The 1,878-nt window shown below is 38.8% G+C and carries 1 protein-coding gene; it reads left to right on the top strand.

Annotation, left to right across the window (positions count from 1 at the left end):
• Positions 1-571 precede the first annotated feature (571 nt).
• Positions 572-1,878, top strand: a 1,307-nt coding sequence (locus BV372_RS20355; protein WP_179198168.1) for a malectin, incomplete at its 3' end; no start/stop codon positions are given.

The raw sequence follows: 1,878 nt of genomic DNA, 5'->3' as shown, positions 1-1,878 counted from the left end.
CCAAGACCGCACTGCCGACGCTCCTACGTCGCTACCGCTACGCTAACACCAACACACTGGCTCAACTTTGCGCTATTTATGCCGTGCTGTACTAGTGTAAGTCCTTATTTCTTTTGACGACGATTTTTGGCTAAATAAACCATATTGTATAGACTTTTTTCTATGAAAAGTTACAACTTAATCGTCTCCTTCTTTATGAAGAAATAGTCTAGGGATAAAGTATTTTCTTGTGAATTATTTAAGTGGTAAATGAGGTGATTTGACTAAAAAAGTGAATTTGTCAATATTATATTATTGATATTTAATTTTAGAATTATCCTCTTTCTCATTCAAAATCGTCCTTACAAAAAGAACCTTCTCATATACTTAATTTTTTTTTATATAAAACTCAAGTATCTACCATGAAATCCATATATCTCTTTATCAAAAATTTATGAATATTTTATTTGTATAAAGCTAAAAATTCTTAATTTAAGGTTTAAAAAAAAAATATCAAAAGTTTATAAAAGCCCTTGTGTAAAGTTTATATTTCAGTGAAATTAAGTAAGTATTTATTTGTAAATAAAAAATTATGGTTGCTAAAGCTTCTTTTGTTATAAATCCAGGTTCTAGTAATATCAATACCAGTACCTATAATTCAGGCTCTTTTAAAATTACCAACAATTCGACTACAGGGCAGAAAATAACAAAGGTACTGATTGATATCAGTTCTAGCATCCTAAAAGACTTGGTTTTTGACCCCGATGGAGTAGCCGGGGATGTTGTAGCGAAGAATTTTACAGTAGATAGCGAGGGTGGAACAGGCTATGCTTCCTACAAATTCCTCAAAGCACATGATGGCGGCTATGATGCATTAGAAATTACTTTTAACAGTTTCGATCCAGGTAAAACTTTTACCTTTTCTGTAGATAACGATCCAACAAGTGTCAAAGGCACACAATCTCCAGGTCCCAATGAATCAGGTAGCGTTTCTGGACTAGAGTTATTGGGTTCCAAGATTACGATTGATTTTTCTGACACTACTAGTTACACAGCGCAGACTTATAGAATTCCCAACAGTTTGGGTGGCTCACAAATTGTTCTTCAAGCAAACGCACCATCTCCACCAACAATTCAAGTTCTAGGTTTAGCTTCCTCTGCACCAACAACTGTCTCTACAGCCAACCAAACAGTGCGAGTCAGCGGGACTCCAGGTGCTTCAGTCAGCTTGCTAGTTTTAGAAGCAGGCTTATTTATCGCTAATGGTGGCTTTGATATCGATCCTTATGAAGCTAATTCAGCGATCGCTGTTAATGAACTTGCTGCCACTATTGGATCGCAAGGTTATGTCGATGTTCCTGTAACACTCACCCGTTCTAACACGAATGGTGGACTAAACCATATCGTTGCAGCAATTAAAAATGCTGATGGTACGACTAGCTCTCCTTCTCCTGTGCAGGTTTTGGAGTATCAACCTAACGCTGCACCAGCACCAACAGGAAAAGCCATTCGCATTGATGCAGGTGCGACTCAGGCTTACACCGATAGTCAAGGTAATGTCTGGAGTGCAGATCAATATTTCGTCGGTGGTAATACTTACTCCACAACAGCCGCGATCGCCAACACTACCGATGACCCACTTTATCAAAGCGAACGTTGGCTCAACAATCTTTCCTATGCGATTCCAGTCACTAACGGTGACTACACAGTTAAGCTGAAGTTTGCAGAACTGTACTGGAGTGCGGCGGGACAACGGGTATTTGATGTTAGTGCGGAAAATCAGCTAGTCCTTGATGACTTAGATATTGTCAGCCAAGCCGGAAGCAACAACACGGCTTTGGATAAATCCTTCAATGTCAAAGTCGCTGATGGCACGCTGAATTTGGATTTCTTAGCCAG

This window comes from Nostoc sp. T09 (genome assembly GCF_002154695.1).
GTDB lineage: Bacteria > Cyanobacteriota > Cyanobacteriia > Cyanobacteriales > Nostocaceae > Aulosira.
Note: the sequence above shows the minus strand (reverse complement) of the source record. Positions and strands in the feature narration are given on the sequence as shown.